Source organism: Acinetobacter sp. A22 (genome assembly GCF_030913345.1).
Taxonomy (GTDB): domain Bacteria; phylum Pseudomonadota; class Gammaproteobacteria; order Pseudomonadales; family Moraxellaceae; genus Acinetobacter; species Acinetobacter junii.
Genome location: NZ_CP133163.1, coordinates 109,342 through 128,700 on the forward strand (window position 1 = coordinate 109,342; position 19,359 = coordinate 128,700).

Below are 19,359 nucleotides of genomic sequence, written 5' to 3' on the forward strand. Positions count from 1 at the left end.
AATTATTCATGTTAGATCAAAAAAATCATAATCAGGATCATATGACACAGGCTACAACAGACGTATTGAAAGACCCAGTCTGTGGTATGACCGTCACTGAAGAATCGAAATACCATGAGGAATTCAAGGGGAAAACTTACTTTTTTTGCAGTGATAAATGTCAATCCAAGTTTCATACTAACCCTGTGCAATACATCACTAAATCTGGAACTATGAATGCCGATGCACACACACAGCATCATCAGACTACTCAATCCGTTAATGATGCAAGCACAACAGGCACGACCATCTATACTTGCCCAATGCATCCAGAAATCAGGCAAGATCATCCTGGAAACTGTCCTAAATGCGGAATGACACTGGAGCCACTCATTCCTGAATTAGAGGAAGATGAGGATCCGGAGTTACGTGATTTCCGCCGACGCTTTTGGTGGACACTGCCATTGACCATCATCGTGACTTTTTTGGCGATGTTTGGTCATCAACTGAACCTGTTCAATATGGCTGTTCAGAGCTGGATTGAACTGGTGTTGTCACTCCCAATTGTACTTTGGGCAGGTTGGCCATTTTTTTCCCGGGGTTGGCAATCGGTTGTGAATCGCAGCCCGAACATGTGGACGCTGATTGGTTTGGGCACTGGAGCTGCATTTATTTATAGTGTGGTCGCAACCATTGCACCGCAAATCTTCCCAGACTCATTTATTTCCATGGGTCGTGTCGCTGTTTACTTTGAAGCTTCAGCGGTCATCATTTCATTGACCCTACTGGGACAAATATTGGAGTTAAAAGCACGTTCGCAAACTTCTGCTGCAATTAAGTCACTCCTTGGGCTCGCTCCTAAAACAGCTCGCCGAATCTTGCCTGATGGAACTGAAGAAGATGTTCCTCTAACGCATGTCCATGTAGGAGATTTACTCAGAATTCGCCCAGGTGAAAAAGTGCCTGTGGATGGTGTAATCACTGAAGGAAGTAGTTCAGTGGATGAATCGATGCTGACAGGTGAACCTTTACCGATCACTAAACGCATCGGTGATAAAGTCATTGGTGCTACCCTGAATACCAATGGTTCCCTAATCATGCGTTCAGAGAAAATTGGTTCAAGTACCATGTTGTCTCAGATCGTACAGATGGTGGCGCAAGCTCAACGCTCAAGAGCCCCAATGCAACGCATGGCTGATCAGGTTGCAGGTTGGTTTGTCATGGCTGTAGTAGCCATTGCCTTGCTTACCTTCTTTGGATGGGGACTGTTCGGCCCAGAAGAGTCGAGCTGGGTTTATGCATTAATCAATGCTGTGGCAGTACTCATTATTGCCTGTCCTTGTGCACTAGGCTTGGCAACTCCAATGTCTATCATGGTTGCAACGGGTCAAGGTGCTACTCATGGTGTGTTGTTCCGCGATGCAGCAGCCATTGAGAATCTGCGCAAGATTGACACACTAATCATCGATAAAACAGGTACGTTAACTGAAGGACGCCCTGTATTCGATCGTGTAGTTGCCGCATCAGGTTTTGACGAATCTGAAGTATTACGTTTAGCCGCCAGTCTTGATCAAGGCAGTGAACACCCGCTAGCCGAAGCGATTGTAAACGCAGCACACGAACGTGGCCTGTCTCTTGAAACACCAGATAATTTTGAATCGGGCTCAGGGATTGGTGTTCGAGGTCAAGTGGGCGATCGTCAGTTAGCTTTGGGCAACACAGCACTGATGGAGCAATTGGGTATCTCGGTACAATCTCTGATTCCGCAAGCCGAAGAGCTGCGTTCGGAAGGTGCAAGTGTGATGCATCTAGCCATCAATGGTGAATTGGCCGGTCTGCTTGCAGTATCCGATCCCATCAAAAAAAGTACCCCAGAAGCACTTGCCACCCTGAAGGAAGCGGGTCTACGTATCGTGATGGCAACAGGAGATGGTCTCACCACTGCCCGTTCAGTCGCAGCACGTCTAGGCATTGATGAGGTACATGGTGAAGTTAAACCCGCAGATAAACTAGAACTGGTCAGCAAATTGCAGAAGGAAGGTCGCATCGTGGCAATGGCCGGCGATGGAATCAATGATGCACCAGCACTAGCCAAGGCTGATGTCGGTATCGCTATGGGGACCGGAACTGATGTCGCAATGAATAGTGCTCAAGTTACGCTGGTCAAGGGGGATTTACGCGGTATCGCGGTTGCCCGTTCCCTTTCGGAAGCTACTGTTGGCAACATGAAACAGAACCTCATGTTTGCTTTCCTTTACAATGCCTTGGGTATCCCAATCGCAGCTGGCGTACTCTATCCATTTACCGGTTGGTTATTGTCACCCATGATTGCGGCCTTGGCGATGAGTTTTAGCTCCGCTTCAGTGATCACCAATGCCCTTCGCCTGCGAAATAAAAAGTTATGATAGAGAGTTCTTTTCTTCCACCAGATGTACCAGGTCTTATTGCAGCACTTGCCATCGGCCTGCTCATTGGTTTAGAACGAGGATGGCAGGATCGAGAACTGCCAGAAGGCAGCCGAGTAGCAGGTCTACGTACCTTCACATTGACAGGATTGCTCGGAGGAGTGCTCGGTCATTTACAACCAAACTTCGGGCCTTGGCCGCTGGTCGCGGCCGTATTAGGGCTTTCCTTATTATTAACAGTGTCCTACGCGCGTACCGCAAAACTTTCCGGTAATCTAAGCGCTACCACGACGATCGCGATGCTGTTGACATTAGTTTTAGGTGCATATGCATCCCATGGTAATGTTACTTTAGCATTAACCGCGGCTGTAATCGTCGCTGTATTTTTGGATCTCAAGCCAACCTTACACGGTTGGCTACGCTTGATAGAGCATCGTGAATTAACCGCATCCCTGCAGTTGCTGGTACTTTCTGTCGTTATATTACCCTACTTACCCAATACGGGTCTGGGACCTTTTGCTGCATTAAATCCTTACCAGTTATGGTGGGCAGTGATCCTGATTGCCGGACTCTCTCTGGCAGGTCATTTTGCCATGCGGCTTACCGGTTCAGAAAGAGGCATATTCTGGACAGGTCTATTGGGTGGTTTGGCATCTTCTACAGCTGCAACTGTCGCACTGGCACGCTATACACGCCAGCACCCCGTCATGGTCAGTGCTGCTATTTCTGGAACATTGGCTGCCTGTGGCATCATGTTTTTTCGTATGGTTGTGCTGATAGGCGTCATTGAGCCAGCATTGCTAAGCACTTTTGGTGGTGCAATGATGATTGCGGGAATCCTTCTGCTGGGTATGGCATTGTGGAGACAACGCCAAATTACCAGCGCTGAAAACAACGATCGAACAATAGAAGCAATGGCTCCTTTTGATCTTGGGACAGCATTCAGCTTTGCTGCTTTCCTGGCTGTCATGGCAGTCTTGGTCCCGGCAGCAAAACAATGGTTGGGCACCAGCGGCATCTTCGTATTATCGACTATTTCTGGGCTAGCAGACGTAGATGCTATATTAGTCTCACTTGCCCGCCTGCATAGTACTGAAGGCTTAACAACAAATGTGGCTGCTGTCGCGCTAGGGCTGGCCACACTGAGCAACATGTTAAGCAAAGCGGCAATTGCATGGATGACAGGGGGGGCACAGTTTGGCCGAGCTATCATATTTGGCTACACAATTGCCATGATAGGTGCTGGCGTAGCTCTGGCTCTCAGTTTGAGCTTTATGTAAGGTCAACTCGGGTAAATGGAAGATGTTCAAAAAATGAGTTAAAATGATTCCCCTTGCATGGATTCACTTTGAAAAACAATGGTAAAAATGATTCGACCATTGAGGGATTCAGCCTGGATGGTCGCACCAAGCATATCAAGAATAGATTTTGTTATGGCAAGCCCTAAGCCGGTTCCTTCTTCTGTTCTTTGTCTAGACGCATCTGTTCGATAAAAACGATCAAATAATCTGGATAGTTGTTCAGGAGAGAGTTCAGGGCCTTCATTTTCAATTGAAAATATTGTGTTATCTAAATTCTGTTGAAGTTTTATCTGTATTGTAGAATTCTTGTTTCCATATTTAACTGCATTAGACAATAGGTTGCTGAGTGCGCGACGTAACATAGCAGGATCACCTTTTACATTGCCAGATCCTGTTTGTTGAAGTGTCATATTTTTTTCGGCAGCTAGCGCATCATAGAAATCAAATAAAGCGGTAACTTCTTTAATGAGGTCAATATTCTGTAAGTTCTGTAAATTTAAGTCATGTTCTGCTTTTGCCAAGAAAAGCATATCGGACACCATTCGAGCCAAACGTTCAAATTCTTCTAAATTAGAAAATAGTATTTCTTGATAAGTACCAATATCTCGGTTACGGGCGAGACATACTTGAGTTTGGGTCATTAAATTATTAATTGGTGTTCTAATTTCATGTGCTAAATCAGATGAAAAATCGGAAAGTTTTTCTAAAGCTGACTCTAGTCTGTCCAGCATAGCATTGAAGGCGATTGCCAATGATTTTAGTTCGGTTGGTGTATGCTCAACTTCTAAACGTTCTGAAAGATGTTGAGCAGAAATTCCTTGTGCGACCTTAGCCATTTTTTGCACTGGTCTTAAACCTCTCCAGGTTGCAAACCAACCTAAAAACATTAAACAAATTGTACCAGCCAAACCAATATACAAAAGTTGACGCTTAAAATCTTTTAGAAAATGTAGATGTTCTGATGTATCGATCCCAACAATAATTCGTACAGATTGTATTTCAGAATTTCTATTTATACCTGTAGTGTAGATCATGCCACGATAGGTCTTATTTTGAACTTGCCATTTAATCCATGAACTATTTGCTGACTTGATTAAATTTTGAGTATTAAGGATTGAGGATGCTGAACTAAATAAAACTTTACCTGTCGGTCGTTCTATTTGGACCATAAGATCATGGTGTCCAACTAACGCATCTCTTACATAAAGATCAAGTTCTGGAGAATTTTTAGGATGCTGTTGGAGAAGATTCTGAATAAGCTGGATTTTACCTTCTAATTGGGTACGATCTTGCGTTTCAAAATGATGCATCACTAATTTATGGATGAAAAACCCCATCATAATGAGAATGCATATAGTCGATAATGAGAAAATAATACCAATACGAAAACTGATAGATTTGAATAATTTATTATTCATCTTCTACCTCTAATACATACCCCATTCCTCTAATATTTTGAATTAACTTAGGGGTAAAATTACTATCTACTTTATTTCTTAATCGTTTAATAGCGACTTCAACTACATTTGTATCACTATCAAAGTTCATATCCCAAATTTGAGATGCAATAAGTGCTCTTGGTAGAATTTCACCTCTTCTACGCATAAAAAGCTCCATAAGAGCAAATTCTTTAGCCGTTAAATCAATGCGTTGACCTGCTCGTGTTACCCGACGTTTTCTCAAATCAAGTTCTAAATCAGCAATCTTAATAATATTATTATCTTCTCTTTGTTGCCCTCGTCTAAGGAGCGTTTTTATTCGAGCTAGAAGCTCTGCAAAAGCAAAAGGCTTAACTAAATAATCATCAGCGCCTAGCTCTAATCCTTTTACTCGATCTTCGATTTGATCTCGGGCGGTAAGAAAAAGAATGGGCATTGTTTTACCGCTGCTACGAATATCATTGATAATATTCCAACCATTTAGTCCAGGTAACATCACGTCTAAAATAATTAAGTCATACTCTTCAGAAAGAGCTTGATGTTTACCCGTTAACCCATCTGTAACCCAGTCCGTAATATAGCCAGCTTCGGATAAACCTTGCTTGAGATAATCACCAGTTTTTTGTTCATCTTCAACTAATAGTATTCTCATTTCCGAATCCTAAGTCATTCATTAAAACTATAATAACGTTATAAAACATCTGATCGAGATAGATTACAAAAATGTCATTTTCAAGTCACTTAGATGTTCAGTGCTTCACTTTATTGTAGTAGCAAGAAATTAACTTTTAGAGAAACTTATGAAAACTGTAGTGCGTCGTAGTCTAACAATTTTAATGTGTGCTGGAACTTTAATTGCTGGTACTCAATCTTGGGCAAAAGATGTATCAACCTCAAGTGCCACTAAAACGGTAAAAGCACAGGAACCTTGTACAAAACCTTGTAAAATGGAAAAAGATGACAAGACTCAGCAAGATCATAGTCAACATCAGTCTCCTAACTCATCTGACATGTCAAAAATGGATCATTCTATGATGAATATGGACCATTCTAAAATGGATCATTCAAAGATGAATATGCCTGGTAGCAATAAATAATTTTATAAATAGCGAGAAAGAAGTATTAAAGTTTATACTAAATATTTGCTTTATTACTTCAATCTTGACCTTTCTAAAGGTGAGATAGAATGTCAAAAAATCTAAAGGTGAGATAGAATGTCAAAAAAGTTAAGTCATATACTCTTAATTGGAGTTTGAACCGTACCGGGTTTGTCGGAGACTTTTTTATTTAAGTTAGGCCACCTGACCTAACGGGTTAATCTTATCATAGTACATTGCTTCAAACTCAAAAGGTGATACATAACCCAGTGCACTGTGTACACGCTCTTTATTGAACCAATCTACCCAGTTTAGTGTCGCAAGTTGTACATCCGCTAAACCTTGCCAATCCGCTTTTAAATATTCAATCACCTCTGTTTTGTATAAGCCATTCACCGTTTCAGCCAAAGCATTATCGTATGAATCACCGGTCGTACCGACTGATGCTCGTAAATTTGCTGCTTCTAAACGATTGGTATAACGAATGGAAAGATATTGCACGCCTCTGTCACTATGATGAATCACGTTCTTTGGCATGCCTCGATCATGCAATGCTTGCTCCAGTGCATCGAGCACCATATCTGTATTCATACGTGTTGATACTTTCCATCCAACAATTGCTCGCGAGAACACATCAATAATAAAGGCGGTATAGACCCAGCCTGAATGAGTTTGAATATACGTGAAGTCAGCGACCCACAGCTGGTCAGGATGATCTGCATTAAAATTGCGTTTTACTAAGTCATCTGCTCGTTTTTGATCATCTCGGCTACGGGTGGTTTGTTTATTCTTACCACGCCAAACACCTTGTATACCTAGCTTCTGCATCAATCGAGCAACTGTACAACGTGCGATAACATAACCTTCACGTTTCAATTGTTGCCAGACCTTACGCACACCATATCGACCTAAACTTTCTTTCCAAATACGTTTGATTTGCTCTGCATGATGTAAATCATGCAGAGCACGTTTCGCTCGATGTTCTGGGTTATCAACGAGATCTAAAGCCCGATAATAGGTCGAAGCTGCAATCGGTAAAATTCTACAAATCGCTTCAACACCATATCGATCTTTATTGTTCTGGATAAAATCCACCATTATTTGTGTGGGCGGTCGAGCTCCGCCTGGGCGAAAAAAGCGGCTGCTTTACGTAGAATTTCGTTAGCACGTTGCAGTTCTTTATTTTCACGTTCGAGTTGTTTAATACGTTCTTGATCTGAAAGTTGCTGTACTTTAATTGGGTTTTGTTTATCTAAATATTTTTGATACCAAACACGTAGAGTTTCAGGAGTACAACCTATCTTGGGAGCAATAGCGGTGATTGCAGCCCAAGTAGAAGGATAATCTTTTTCAGATTCAATCAATAATTGAACCGCTCTATCTCTGATTTCAGGGGTGTATTTTACTTTTTTCATCGGGACATTCTCTCAAGAAAAGTGGTCTCCGACAAACCCGGTACGGTTCAGTTGGTTTATTTTCATCAACTTGGGTAATGGCGGCAGTTAAAGAATATGATTTAACAATCGCTGAACAAACTGTAAATATCACAGGAAAACCAGTTGAGAGAATTACTGTAAATGGTAAATTCGTTGCACCACTTCTTGAATTTGAAGAAGGTGATGAGGCCGTTATCCGTGTTCACAATAAGTTAAAAAATCAGGACTCTTCAATCCATTGGCATGGCTTATTATTACCTGGAATTATGGATGGTGTACCTGGATTTAACAAATTTCATGGCATTGCCCCTAATACAACTTATGAATATAAGTTTAAAGTCCGCCAAAATGGTACTTATTGGTATCATTCACATAGTAAAGGACAAGAACAAGACGGTTTATATGGTGCTTTTGTTATTTATCCTAAAGATAAAACTCCACTAACAGCTGCTGAAAAAACCGATAAAGATTACGTTGTTTTGCTTTCTGATTTTCATAATTCAACAAGTGATCAAATTATGAAAAATATTAAAAAAGAAGCAGACTACTATCAGAACCGCCGCGAAACAGTATTCGATGTATTAAAACAAGTTAAACGTGATGGGCTAAAAGCGACTTGGCAAGACCGTTCTATGTGGAATCAGATGCGAATGCTGAAAACAGATATGTCCGATGTCACAGGTTATACATTTTTAATGAATGGCAAGACACCTCAGCAAAATTGGACGGGCAACTTCAAAGCTGGTGAAAAAGTTCGCCTTCGTTTTATTAATGCTTCCGCTATGTCATTCTTTGATGTACGCATTCCAAACCTAAAAATGACAGTGGTAAGTGCCGATGGTCAACCTGTAAAGCCCGTTCCTGTAGATGAGTTCCGTATTGGTACTGCTGAAACTTATGATGTCATTGTTGAACCGAAACAAGCCCATTACCAAATTGAAGCTGAATCTATTGATCGTACTGGATTTTCGGTTGGAACCTTACATGAAGAAAGCAGACCAGCAGTCAAACAAATTGAGATGCCTAAGCCTCGTCCTCGTGCTTTATTGACTATGGAGGATATGGGGATGGATCATGGCTCTTCATCTGGTATGAACCATGATATGTCTTCAATGCCAAATAAGACATCTGAAGACCATTCGATGCATGGTATGAATCACGATATGTCTTCTATGAAAGGTATGAAGCATGACATGTCATCTATGAAAGATATGAATCATGATATGTCTTCAATGAAAGATATGAATCATGATATGTCTTCTATGAAAGGCATGAATCACGATATGTCTTCTATGAAAGGCATGAATCACGATATGTCTTCTATGAAAGGTATGGATCATGATATGTCTTCTATGAAAGGTATGGATCATGATATGCCGATGAATAGCGCTACTGTTAAGGCGGCTTCAGACAAGAATGATAATACCGTATTTGGATGGGCAAATGCTTCAACACCTGAAGGTAATAAAGCATTGCAATATAGTGATTTGCAATCGTTAGATCCTCAAAAAGACACTCGTGCAGCTGAACGTGAAATAGAGATCCGTCTTGGTGGAAACATGGAGCGTTATATTTGGACAATCAATGGTAAAAAATTTAATGAAGCCGACCCACTAGTGGTGAAGTATGGTGAACGTATTCGCTTAAAATTTGTCAATGACAGTATGATGGCTCACCCAATGCACTTACATGGCATGTTTATGCAACTAGAAAATGGCCAGGATGCTAGTAATATGCCAAATAAACATACTGTAATTGTCCCACCAGGTAAAACAGTTACAACCTTATTAACGGCAGATGAGTTAGGTGAATGGGCTATCCATTGTCATTTGCTCTATCACATGTCTGCTGGGATGATGAATAAGCTTATTGTTGCAAATGTCGATAGCAATAGTTCTGATTCAAAAGATGTTGTTGCTCAACCTATTAATAATGATAAGGGGGTAAATCAACATGCACACCACTAAAAAACTCTATTCTAAAACACTTGTATCTTTAGCCTTGTTAGGATTAACAAGTGTTGCCTTTGCCAATGATCCATCTACCGGAAATCTAGTAAATAGCTCTCAATCAGAAAGTATGAGAGTGCTGTTAAAAGAACCAGGTGGGTTAGGTTATGCTGAAAGGAATACTTATCAAAAAACAACTTCTGGTAATGATGGAGATAATAGTACAGGGTTTGAAACTGTAATTCCCAATGGTCAGAATCATGATAAGCATCTTAAAGAACATGGCGGACAAATTTATCAAGTAACAAGACTTGAAAATGCATGGATAGTTGATGAAGACGGTAAGGGCAACCTAGGAACAAAGTTTGATACTTTAATTGGGACAGATGAAAATCGTCTATTTATTGAAGCCAATTCGGAAAAGTCAGAAAGCAGTGATATTAATTATGATATATCTGCACTCTATAGTCGTAATGTAGCCCCATTTTGGGATGTACAAGCTGGGGTAAGATATAGTGAAGATAAAAATAACAGCAGCAGCGATCGAGTGGATGGGGTTATTGGTATATTAGGTCTAGCTCCTTATTTCTTTGAAACACAAGCATATCTTTATGGCGGTGAGAATAATTTTTGGGGAGCAAGTTTTGAATTAGAACGTGATTTGCTTTTAACTCAGAAACTTATTACTCAACCTTATATCGAAGCAGATGTAATATTTAGCGATGATTCTAACTATGCTGCAAAATCAGGTTTATCAGAACTAAAAACTGGTATCAAAACCCGATATGAGATTACTAAGCGAATTAAACCTTTCATTGATGTTGCTTACCAATATGAAAAAGGACAGAAAGCCACTTCTATGCAAGAGGCAACAGAGTCTGAAAAGGGATGGAAATATGGTGCAGGCATCGAATTAGTTTTTTAAAATAGTATGATTTGGATTCATGAATGGTAGCTTCGGCTACTATTCATGAATTATTACTATTTATTTTCGAATCTGTAAAACTAAAAAAGCTTAATTTTTGGTCTATTTTTATGCAGTGGTTAAAAACATGCCTATCGCTGTTTTTATCGTTTGCTATCCTTTTAGTAGGATCGGCTGCTGCTGCTTCGTCTGTACATAAGCGGTGTTTAATGCCATCTGAACAGATGAAATCCATGCAAATGGAAGCATCTCAAAACCAGGATATGATGCATACCGACTGTATGAAAGTTGAAGCAAAGGTCAAAAAAACGCTACATGATCCTTCCTGTATGTCTGAGCAAGATTGCATTATGTCTTTTGCCAAAATTGCGTACGCCAGTGATCCTCAAAGCATTTTGCACTCAACGGTATTCTCACCCGTAGAGCGATCAGTCTTTTATTTTCCAGATCAAAATCTTCCTGCTCCATACCCTTCAGGTTTATGGAAGCCCCCACGCTCTAACTAATTTGATAATTCTTCGTCATTCATAGCATTTTTTATGGATGTTCTGCGCGTGCGCGTGTATATCATTTTAGAGCTAAAAATATGAAATTTTATAAAGAAAAGCTATCTCGCAGGGTGAGATGGCCGATAGGTGTGATCTGTTTTTCTCTAGTCTATGGTCAATGAACCGTACCGGGTTTGTCGGAGACTTTTTTATTTAAGTTAAGCCACCTGACCTAACGGGTTAATCTTATCATAGTACATTGCTTCAAACTCAAAAGGCGATACATAACCCAGTGCACTGTGTACACGCTTTTTATTGAACCAATCTACCCAGTTTAGTGTCGCAAGTTGTACATCTGCTAAACCTTGCCAATCTGCTTTTAAATATTCAATCACCTCTGTTTTGTATAAGCCATTCACCGTTTCAGCCAGAGCATTATCGTATGAATCACCCGTTGTACCGACTGATGCTCGTAAATTTGCTGCTTCTAAACGATTGGTATAGCGAATGGAAAGATATTGCACACCTCTGTCGGAATGATGAATCACATTCTTTGGCATGCCTCGATCATGCAATGCTTGCTCTAATGCATCAAGCACCATATCTGTATTCATCCGTGTAGATACTTTCCATCCAACAATTGCTCGTGAGAACACATCAATAACAAATGCGGTATATACCCAGCCTGAATGAGTTTGAATATACGTAAAGTCACCCACCCATAGTTGGTTTGGATGATCAGCATTAAAATTACGTTTCACTAAATCATCTGCCCGTTTTTGGTCATCTCGGTTACGGGTGGTTTGTTTATTCTTACCACGCCAAACACCTTGTATACCTAGCTTTTGCATCAATCTAGCAACTGTACAACGTGCAATAACATAACCCTCACGTTTCAATTTTTGCCAAACTTTACGTACACCATATCGACCTGAACTTTCTTTCCAAATTCGTTTAATTTGTTCAGCATGATACTCATCATGTAGATCTCGTTTCGCTCGATGTTCTGGATTTTCAGTGAGATCTAAAGTTCGGTAATAGGTTGAAGGTGCAATCGGTAAAATTCTACAAATCGCTTCAACACCATATCGATCTTTATTGTTATGGATAAAATCCACCATTATTTGTGTGGGCGGTCGAGCTCCGCCTGGGCGAAAAAAGCGGCTGCTTTGCGTAGAATTTCATTGGCACGTTTTAATTCTTTAATTTCACGTTCCATTTGCTTCATTTTTTCTTGGTCAGATATCTGTTGTACTTTGGCAGGATTTAGTTGATCCAGATGCTTTAAATACCAAACACGCAATGTTTCAGGAGTACAACCGATTTTAGGAGCAATAGCTGTGATTGCTGCCCAAGTAGAAGGATAATCTTTTTCAGATTCAATTAGTAATTGAACCGCTCTTTCTCTAATTTCGGGGGTATAGTTTGGTTTTGTCATCGGGATAGTCTCTCAGAATATTGACTCTCCGACAAACCCGGTACGGTTCACCAGGCGGTATACCGCTATTTAAAAGCAAGTGAGTAACTCAATTAAAATGGAAAATATTCGAAATTTTCTTGAAGATAATCAAGTCAAAATCTACTTCTGTACCATCTTTATCGGAGTTATTTTTGGATTAACCATCAGTGGAGCGACGATTTTAGAAAGTTTGATTAACCCTGCACTGGCATTAATGTTATTTGCTACTTTTTTACAAGTACCTATTGCAGAAATTGGCAAGGCATTAAAAAATTTACGTTTTATTTCTGCATTACTTATTACTAACTTTATTGCCTTACCTTTAATTACGGCAGGTCTAATACAATTTTTACCTGAAAACCCACTTATTCGTTTAGCTGTACTTTTTGTTCTACTAGCACCGTGTATTGATTATGTGATTACTTTCACCCATGTTGGGAAAGGTAATGCAAGATTATTACTTGCGATGACACCTGTATTATTACTTATCCAAATGATCTTATTACCAATTTATCTTGGTGTACTCCTCGGAGAAGAGGTAGCTCAGCTTGTTGAAATTGGTCCTTTTGTCCATGCGTTTGTATGGTTCATTGTTGCACCCTTAGCAATGGCAGCTATAGTTCAGTTCATTGGGAATAGAAATGAACAAGCAGAAAAAGTGGCTGAAAGCCTAAACTTATTTCCTGTACCTGCCACAGCCCTAGTTTTGTTTATCGTCCTAGCATCAGTTATGCCTCAAATTGGGCTTGCAAAAAGTGCAGCTCTTCAAGCTTTACCAATTTATATTTCTTTTGCCATTATTGCTCCATTCGTGGGTTGGATAATTGCTCGTATTTTTCGATTAGAATCTGGCTCTGCTAGTGCTGTGTCCTTTTCAGCATCATATAGAAATTCATTTGTTATTCTTCCATTAGCTTTTGCAATTCCGGGAAGTATGCCCATAATTCCTGCTGTAATCTTGACTCAGACTATCGTTGAACTATGCTTTTTACCAATCTATATTCGTCTGATACCTCGATTATTCAAAACCTAGAGATTTAAACATTTAAGTAGTTGTTATAGTTAGATAAAAGTATTCAGAAGCCCACGCTTACATCGAGTAATTTAATAAAGGGGGGGGAGCTAGCTCCCCCCCTCTTTTATTCATTTGCTAATTAAAACTTACTCGCAACTTGATATGTGATGAATGAAAAGATGTAGGCTAATGCAAACAAATAAGTTGCCATAATGATGGGCTGTTTCCAGCTGCCAGTTTCTCGTCTAATTGTTGTTAACGTAGCAAGACAATGGGGAGCAAAAATAAACCATACCAATAATGATAAACCTGTGGCTAACCCCCATCCATCCGGGCCTGAAATTTGACTTAACAGACTTTGAGTTACTGTATCTTCATCACCTGACATCGCATAAATCACCCCAAGAGCAGCAATTACAACTTCCCTTGCTGCCATAGCAGGAATGAGTGCAATACATATTTCCCATGTAAACCCAATAGGCGCAAATATAGGATGAATTAAATGTCCTAACTGACCAGCTAAACTTTCCATGGTCGGCATTTTCAGGGCGAAATCATTCTTTGGGCTGTGCGCTGGTATTGTAAATATGGCATTAGCTATCGTGAACTGCAGGAAATGCTGGCCGAACGGGGTGTGAATGTTGATCACACGACTATTTACCGTTGGGTTCAACGTTATGCTCCTGAAATAGAAAAACGTTTACGCTGGTATTGGCGTAATCCTACAGATCTGAGCTCGTGGCATATTGATGAAACCTATGTAAAAGTGAATGGACGATGGTCTTATCTGTATCGTGCAGTCGATCAACGTGGCGATACCATTGATTTTTATCTTTCTTCTAGACGTAATACCAAATCAGCATATTGTTTTCTTGGAAAAATTTTAAATAATGTGAAGAAGTGGCAAATTCCACAAGTGATCAACACGGATAAAGCACCCACATATGGACGTGCTTTATCACGGTTAAAACGGGAAGGTAAATGTCCACCAGACCTTGAGCACAGGCAGATTAAGTATAAAAATAACGTGATTGAATGTGATCATGGCAAGCTAAAGCGGATCATCAGGGCCACATTAGGATTCAAATCTATGAAGACGGCTTATGCCACAATTAAAGGTATTGAAGTCATGCGTGCACTACGTAAAGGACAAGCATCGTCATTTTATTATGGTCAGCCTCAGGGTGAAGTGTGTCTAATCAACAGGGTTTTCGGTCTCTAAGTACTTTTTAAAGGGAACATCATCGACTCAAATCTCTATTTGCAACAGTGCCGTATTAAGTTAATCTTTTTCTTCAACTTCTTCCTTAAACTCAAACAAATCATTCATCGTACAGTTAAAGTACTTACACAACTTATCGGCGACTGGTAATTCAATACGTACAGCACGGTCATAATACATACTTGTGAGCGTGTTGCGATTGATACCTGTTGCATGCACCACTTCACTTAATTTTAAAATTTTTCTATCGCCCATGAGGCTAGATAACTTACAAGTAATCATATTTAAATTAATTTACAAAAAATAACTTGCTGTGGGTTATTTGAAGTTGTTGACTGAGTAATACTTTGCTAAAATCAACCTACAGCAGGTTATTACAACTTATAGAAAGTATATTTTATCCATTTCAACTAAATTATAACTTTTTAAATATAAGGATTGAACCTGCATTAGATTATTTTGTGGAGATGACCGCCGTGTTACCAAATGAGTTATTGATCAGCCAGCAAGCTCGTGACTTAGGAAATCAATTAATTAAAGAAATGAACATCAATAGAAGTTATGGAATGGCTAATTTTCTTGGAGTAAATACTTGCTATGATAATCATCAGGCTGTACTTATTTGGACATTTCAACTGCTTGAAAGGGAACCTGCCTTAAATGAATTAGCAGAAATTAAAAAATATTTTCTTTTAATCTTTCCAGATAGTGTTTATCAATTAGCCTAAGTTGTTTTTAAAATTAATTTATTAAATAAAAAGCACTAAATCAAAGAAAGCTTTATTTAAAAATACCTATTAATTCAAAAACATACCATTTACTGAATATATGAAGCATAAGTTCCTGCTCTATCACTCACTCGTACTAAAATTACATCGCTCTTTTTACTGATAGGGGTCGTCTCAGGAAACGGAAAATATAGCACGCTAAGGATTTTCACTCCGACTTCTTTTAACGATATCCAACACGGTATTTTTGCTTAGATTGACCAGCCGACCGACTTGTCGATAAGAGTGTCCAGCAGACACCAACTCCAACACTTTAGGTGCCAGACGATCTGACTTGGTACGTTGACCAGGACGACGACCAAACACAACGCCACGCGCTTGTGCCGCTGCTACACCAGAGCGCACACGTTCACGTAGTAAATCTCCCTCAAACTCTGCTAATGCAGACATCACAGAAGCCATGAGCTTTCCCTGAGATGTGGAAAGGTCAAACTGCAAACCTGTTTGTGCCACCAGAGATACCCCGAAATGCCCAAGATCTTGTAATGACTGTACGAGATCCACGGTGCTTCTGCCCCAGCGTGTCAATTCCGTCACCAAGATGGCATCGATTTCACGAGATTGCGCCATGGTCATCAAGTATTTTCTTTGCAATCTCTCATCCTTACTGCCTGATGCAGTTTCTTTCCAAACACCGACAACATCGTAGCCGCAACGATTGGCGTAGGCACGTAGGTCATATTCCTGTCGTTCGCAGGACTGATCGTTCGTTGATACTCGGCAATAAATGGCCGCATTCTGTCCCAATTGAACCTCCTTGCGAAATTGCAGCGCAAAGCTAAGCGTGGCGGTACAAAATAATGTACCTTTAATAGTTTAGTTTATTTGGGACTAATGAGCCATGCCGCGCCATTCTATTTTGTCGTCCACGGAATTGGGAAGCCTGTTCGAAATTCCAGATGATAGAGCTTTTATGCTTCAGCATTACACTCTGAGTGATTCTGATAAATCCATAGTCCATCAACATCGAGGGGCATCCAACAAGCTAGGCTTTGCAATTCAACTTTGCTACATGCGTTACCCTGGAGTGATATTGGGTATTAACGACGAACCATTCAAACCCTTACTTTTCATGATGGCTGCTCAACTTAGTATATCAGTGGACTGCTGGAATGATTATGGTCAGCGCGAGCAAACAAGACGAGAACATATTGCCGAATTGAAAAAAGTTTTTGGGTTCAAACTATTCACCTTGAGTGACTATCGGCAATCGGTCAATATGATGGTGGATTTGTCCCTTCAGACAGATAAAGGTCTTATTTTAGCCACAACTCTCGTTGAAAATTTACGACAAAAATCAGTCCTTTTGCCAGCTATAAATGCAATTGATAGTATTTGCGCAGAAGCAATCACATCTGCCAACCGCATAATTTATACTGCTTTGACGAGCTCACTTTCAGAAACTCATCGTCAAAATATAGATGCTTTGCTGAACCGTAAAGAGGGCAGCAAACTGACAATATTGGGGTGGCTTAGACAGTCACCAGCTAAACCAAACTCAAAGTACATGCTTGAGCACATTGAGCGGCTGAAGTGCTTACAAGCCATCGATCTACCTGAAGACATTGGAAAACACGTTCATCAAAATCGCTTACTGAAAATTGCTCGCGAAGGTGGGCAAATGACTCCTGCTGATTTGGCCAGATTTGAATCTCAACGTCGATATGCCACTTTGGTAGCAATCGTTGTGGAGAGTATGGCCACGATCACCGACGAAATTATTGACCTGCATGATCGCATTATTGGAAAGCTATTTGCTATCGCAAAAAATAAACACCAGCAACAATTTCAATCATCAGGTAAAGCGATCAACGACAAAGTGCGTTTGTATGGGCTTATCGGGAAAGCCTTGCTAGATGCCAAGCAAAATGGCAGTGATCCGTTTGCCGCCATCGAAACTGTTATTTCATGGGATGCTTTTGCAGCAAGTATTACTGAGGCAGAAAAACTGGCGCAACCCGAAGACTTTGATTTTTTACCACGAATTGGCGAGAGCTATGCAACTTTACGCCGTTACGCGCCAGAACTTCTTGCCATACTTAAATTGCGTGCTGCCCCAGCAGCAAAAGATATGCTTGCCGCTGTAGAGTTGCTCCGCAGCATGAATGTTGATAATACACGAAAAATCCCCTCTAATGCTCCAATAGCGTTTATCAAAAAACGGTGGGCAAGACTAGTCTTTACCGATGATGGTATTGATCGCCGCTATTACGAAATATGTGTGTTATCTGAACTTAAAAACTCGCTACGGGCTGGGGATCTCTGGGTACAAGGCTCTCGCCAATTCAAAGACTTCGATGAGTATTTAGTGACTGCTGATAAATTTAATCAGCTAAAACAGTCCAATGAGTTACCTCTAACCATTACTACTGATTGTGATCTATATTTGCAAAGTCGCCTTTCACTATTGGAGCAGAAATTAGCAATCATTAATCGCATGGCAGCGACCAACGATTTGCCTGATGCGATGATCAATCAATCTGGTCTAAAAATAACACCTCTCGATGCCGTGGCTCCTGATACAGCCCAAACTTTAATTGACCAAACAGCAATGCTGTTACCACATATCAAGATCACCGAATTATTAATGGAGGTCGATGAATGGACAGGCTTTACTCGACACTTCACTCATTTGAAAACGGATGACACTGCGAAGGATAAAGCGTTATTGCTCACGACCATACTGGCTGATGCAATTAATTTAGGGCTGACGAAAATGGCCGAATCATGTCCTGGTACAACTTATGCCAAACTCTCATGGCTACAGGCTTGGCATATCCGTGATGAAACTTATTCAACGGCATTGGCCGAATTGGTGAATGCTCAATTGAAACAACCTTTCGCTGAAAACTGGGGAGATGGCACTACCTCCTCATCAGATGGCCAACGCTTCCGCGCAGGTGGCAGAGCTGAAAGTACAGGACATATCAATCCAAAATATGGCGCAGAGCCTGGAAGGTTATTTTATACACACATTTCTGATCAATACGCACCATTTAGCAGTAAGCTGATCAATGTGGGCGTTCGTGATTCAACCTATGTTCTTGATGGGCTGCTGTATCACGAGTCTGATTTACGCATCGAGGAACACTACACCGATACGGCTGGATTCACCGACCATGTTTTTGCACTCATGCACATGCTAGGGTTTCGATTTGCACCACGAATTCGTGATCTGGGCGATACGAAACTCTATATTCCAAAGTCAGACATAGACTATGCCGCACTTAAACCCATGATTGGCGGCACACTGAATATCAAACAGATTCGTACTCATTGGGACGATATTTTGCGTCTGGCCGCATCAATCAAGCAAGGGACTGTCACAGCGTCGCTAATGCTACGTAAACTCGGTAGTTATCCACGACAGAATGGTTTGGCATTGGCATTACGAGAGCTGGGGCGTATTGAGCGCACACTGTTTATCTTGGATTGGTTGCAAAGCGTAGAACTACGCCGTCGGGTTCAAGCTGGATTAAATAAAGGTGAAGCCCGTAATGCATTAGCGCGCGCCGTTTTCTTTTATCGATTGGGTGAGATTCGAGATCGAAGCTTTGAGCAACAGCGTTATCGAGCCAGTGGCTTGAATCTAGTGACCGCCGCCATTGTATTGTGGAACACGGTTTATTTAGAGAGAGCGACTAACGCCCTACGAGGGCATGGTCGCACAGTCGATGATACCTTGCTGCAATATCTGTCACCGCTGGGGTGGGAGCACATCAATTTAACTGGGGATTATCTATGGCGAAGCAAAGCCAAGATAGGTGGTGGAAAATTTAGGCCATTGCGCGCAATTGAAAAACCTTAGCGTGCTATATTTTCCGTTTCCTGAGACGACCCCTACAAGGGCCGTAAG

The 19,359-nt window shown here is 40.8% G+C and carries 15 protein-coding genes, 2 pseudogenes and 2 other annotated features; of the genes and pseudogenes, 10 read left to right on the forward strand and 7 right to left on the reverse strand.

From position 1 onward, the window contains the following. Nucleotides 1–8 precede the first annotated feature (8 nt). Complete coding sequence (locus tag Q9Q86_RS16880) at nt 9–2,384, forward strand: heavy metal translocating P-type ATPase (RefSeq protein WP_112987547.1); 2,376 nt, start codon at nt 9–11, stop codon at nt 2,382–2,384. Beyond that, nucleotides 2,381–3,664 carry an MgtC/SapB family protein gene (locus tag Q9Q86_RS16885; RefSeq protein ID WP_112987548.1) on the forward strand — a complete coding sequence of 428 codons (1,284 nt, stop codon included), beginning with the start codon at nt 2,381–2,383 and terminating at the stop codon, nt 3,662–3,664. The genes Q9Q86_RS16880 and Q9Q86_RS16885 overlap by 4 nt, the downstream gene beginning before the upstream one ends. Nucleotides 3,665–3,702: 38 nt before the next feature. On the opposite strand, the gene Q9Q86_RS16890 is transcribed toward Q9Q86_RS16885, so the two are convergent. Together Q9Q86_RS16890 and Q9Q86_RS16895 are read right to left on the reverse strand one after the other, a co-directional pair. Further along, the gene (locus Q9Q86_RS16890; RefSeq protein ID WP_112987549.1) at nt 3,703–5,103 is read right to left on the reverse strand and encodes a heavy metal sensor histidine kinase; all 1,401 of its coding nucleotides are present in this window, start codon (nt 5,101–5,103) and stop codon (nt 3,703–3,705) included. Beyond that, nucleotides 5,096–5,776, reverse strand: a complete 681-nt coding sequence (locus tag Q9Q86_RS16895) for a heavy metal response regulator transcription factor (protein ID WP_004679347.1) — start codon at nt 5,774–5,776, stop codon at nt 5,096–5,098. The genes Q9Q86_RS16890 and Q9Q86_RS16895 overlap by 8 nt, the downstream gene beginning before the upstream one ends. A gap of 148 nt (nt 5,777–5,924) precedes the next feature. On the opposite strand from Q9Q86_RS16895, the gene Q9Q86_RS16900 reads away from it, so the two are divergent. After that, a complete protein-coding gene (locus Q9Q86_RS16900) occupies nt 5,925–6,221 on the forward strand; it encodes a hypothetical protein (protein WP_005006338.1) in 297 nt (98 codons plus the stop codon). Nucleotides 6,222–6,416: 195 nt separating this feature from the next. On the opposite strand, the gene Q9Q86_RS16905 is transcribed toward Q9Q86_RS16900, so the two are convergent. Next, a protein-coding gene (locus tag Q9Q86_RS16905; protein WP_100833221.1) for an IS3 family transposase occupies nt 6,417–7,636 on the reverse strand; the annotation gives its coding sequence in 2 pieces (ribosomal slippage) (nt 6,417–7,360 and nt 7,360–7,636; 1,221 coding nt in all). Beyond that, nucleotides 7,245–7,361, reverse strand: a sequence feature (AL1L pseudoknot). (Overlaps the previous gene by 117 nt.) A gap of 50 nt (nt 7,637–7,686) precedes the next feature. Between Q9Q86_RS16905 and Q9Q86_RS16910 the strand changes: the two are divergent. From Q9Q86_RS16910 to Q9Q86_RS16920, 3 genes and pseudogenes are all read left to right on the forward strand, one after another. Then, nucleotides 7,687–9,624 (forward strand): annotated as a pseudogene (locus Q9Q86_RS16910) (multicopper oxidase domain-containing protein); the annotation flags it as partial. Beyond that, nucleotides 9,611–10,531: a copper resistance protein B gene (locus tag Q9Q86_RS16915; protein ID WP_305156085.1), complete on the forward strand. Its 921-nt coding sequence runs from the start codon at nt 9,611–9,613 to the stop codon at nt 10,529–10,531. The pseudogene Q9Q86_RS16910 and the gene Q9Q86_RS16915, both read left to right, overlap by 14 nt. A gap of 23 nt (nt 10,532–10,554) precedes the next feature. Then, nucleotides 10,555–11,037, forward strand: coding sequence for a hypothetical protein (locus tag Q9Q86_RS16920; RefSeq protein WP_004726741.1), 483 nt, complete (start codon nt 10,555–10,557; stop codon nt 11,035–11,037). Nucleotides 11,038–11,237: 200 nt separating this feature from the next. Here Q9Q86_RS16920 and Q9Q86_RS16925 read toward each other — a convergent pair. Further along, nucleotides 11,238–12,457, reverse strand: a protein-coding gene (locus Q9Q86_RS16925; protein ID WP_096902497.1) for an IS3-like element ISAba19 family transposase whose coding sequence is annotated in 2 segments (ribosomal slippage) — nt 11,238–12,181 and nt 12,181–12,457 — 1,221 coding nt in all. Because the reading frame shifts where the segments join, the coding sequence is not laid out codon by codon here. Continuing rightward, nucleotides 12,066–12,182, reverse strand: a sequence feature (AL1L pseudoknot). (Overlaps the previous gene by 117 nt.) Nucleotides 12,458–12,554: 97 nt before the next feature. Here Q9Q86_RS16925 and Q9Q86_RS16930 point away from each other — a divergent pair. Further along, entirely contained in the window at nt 12,555–13,511 is a 957-nt protein-coding gene (locus Q9Q86_RS16930) for an arsenic resistance protein (RefSeq protein ID WP_004665958.1), read from the forward strand. Between the two features lie 121 nt (nt 13,512–13,632). Here the strand turns inward: Q9Q86_RS16930 and Q9Q86_RS16935 are convergent. Continuing rightward, nucleotides 13,633–14,034, reverse strand: a pseudogene (locus Q9Q86_RS16935) (nucleoside recognition domain-containing protein); the annotation flags it as partial. 12 nt (nt 14,035–14,046) lie between these two features. Between Q9Q86_RS16935 and Q9Q86_RS16940 the strand changes: the two are divergent. Then, complete coding sequence (locus tag Q9Q86_RS16940; RefSeq protein ID WP_228136337.1) at nt 14,047–14,715, forward strand: IS6 family transposase; 669 nt, start codon at nt 14,047–14,049, stop codon at nt 14,713–14,715. A 60-nt stretch (nt 14,716–14,775) separates the two neighbouring features. Here Q9Q86_RS16940 and Q9Q86_RS16945 read toward each other — a convergent pair whose 3' ends face one another. Beyond that, on the reverse strand, nt 14,776–14,997 hold the full coding sequence (locus Q9Q86_RS16945) for a helix-turn-helix transcriptional regulator (protein WP_004658364.1): 222 nt from the start codon (nt 14,995–14,997) through the stop codon (nt 14,776–14,778). A gap of 194 nt (nt 14,998–15,191) precedes the next feature. Here Q9Q86_RS16945 and Q9Q86_RS16950 point away from each other — a divergent pair, with 194 nt between their 5' ends. Continuing rightward, nucleotides 15,192–15,443, forward strand: a complete 252-nt coding sequence (locus tag Q9Q86_RS16950; protein WP_004658363.1) for a hypothetical protein — start codon at nt 15,192–15,194, stop codon at nt 15,441–15,443. Between the two features lie 198 nt (nt 15,444–15,641). Here Q9Q86_RS16950 and Q9Q86_RS16955 read toward each other — a convergent pair whose 3' ends face one another. Continuing rightward, nucleotides 15,642–16,250: a recombinase family protein gene (locus Q9Q86_RS16955; RefSeq protein WP_004726718.1), complete on the reverse strand. Its 609-nt coding sequence runs from the start codon at nt 16,248–16,250 to the stop codon at nt 15,642–15,644. Between the two features lie 94 nt (nt 16,251–16,344). Between Q9Q86_RS16955 and Q9Q86_RS16960 the strand changes: the two genes are divergently transcribed. Further along, nucleotides 16,345–19,311: a Tn3-like element ISAcsp1 family transposase gene (locus tag Q9Q86_RS16960; RefSeq protein ID WP_004726714.1), complete on the forward strand. Its 2,967-nt coding sequence runs from the start codon at nt 16,345–16,347 to the stop codon at nt 19,309–19,311. Nucleotides 19,312–19,359: the final 48 nt, after the last annotated feature.